This is a genomic window from Rhizobium sp. RAF56, assembly GCF_052113965.1.
Classification (GTDB): domain Bacteria; phylum Pseudomonadota; class Alphaproteobacteria; order Rhizobiales; family Rhizobiaceae; genus Rhizobium.
The window spans coordinates 1-712 of the sequence record NZ_JBFRDU010000131.1 but is presented as its reverse complement, the minus strand read 5'-3'; the positions used below and the strand labels follow the sequence as shown (position 1 = coordinate 712).

Annotated in this window: 1 protein-coding gene and 1 rRNA gene; one reads left to right on the top strand and one right to left on the bottom strand. The window is 52.2% G+C overall.

Features of this window, described 5'->3' with window-relative positions; genetic code table 11:
• Window positions 1–127: ribosomal RNA gene (locus tag AB4048_RS28915) — 23S ribosomal RNA — on the bottom strand; the annotation flags it as partial.
• A 389-nt stretch (window positions 128–516) separates the two neighbouring features.
• Between AB4048_RS28915 and AB4048_RS28910 the strand changes: the two genes are divergently transcribed.
• Window positions 517–712 (top strand): hypothetical protein (locus tag AB4048_RS28910; protein WP_442205363.1); only part of this gene is annotated, 196 nt, incomplete at its 3' end.

The following is a 712-nucleotide window of genomic DNA, read 5'->3' as shown; positions in this document are numbered from 1 at the left end:
TTTCCCCATTCGGAGATCCATGGATCAAAGCTTATTCGCAGCTCCCCACGGCTTTTCGCAGCGTATCACGTCCTTCATCGCCTGTGCATGCCAAGGCATCCACCAAATGCCCTTACGACACTTAATCGTTCTCATTGCCAATGCTCATCTATATTGGGTTTGGAATTCCTTGTCCTCTTCGCTTGCGCTCAGAGGGGTTCCAAACCTGACCATCCGGACAACCTTGCGATTGCCGCGACCGTCAGACCCAAAGCCCGGTTACCTTTTACAACCGAGCCATTCAGATGCCATCGACGTGTTCGATACAATCCTCATATGAAGGCACGCCGGTGCACTTCGAGGTCGTATCTTTAAGACCAGCTTCTCGAGATATGATCCGATACCGCGCGGTCAGGCAACGGTAATCCGATCGCTCGTCAGAAGCGCCAATGATGACGCCAACAACCAGCGATCCAGAGCGACAAGCTTCCTTCCTACCTCCAGTTCCTCCACCACATCCGGCCGGCTAGGCCATCCATGGTTTCACAAGAACTGGGCTCGGACGCCTTGGGCCTAAACCCAAAACACCTGGAAGCCTCCAGATCAATCTTCTCTTCACAATGTATGCAGAACAGGCATCAGGCAAAAATGCCGATGCAAAACTTTATTTCTTCAAAGGATATCCGCCAGCTACCACACCAAAGCGAATTGGTGGAGCTGAGCGGGATCGAAC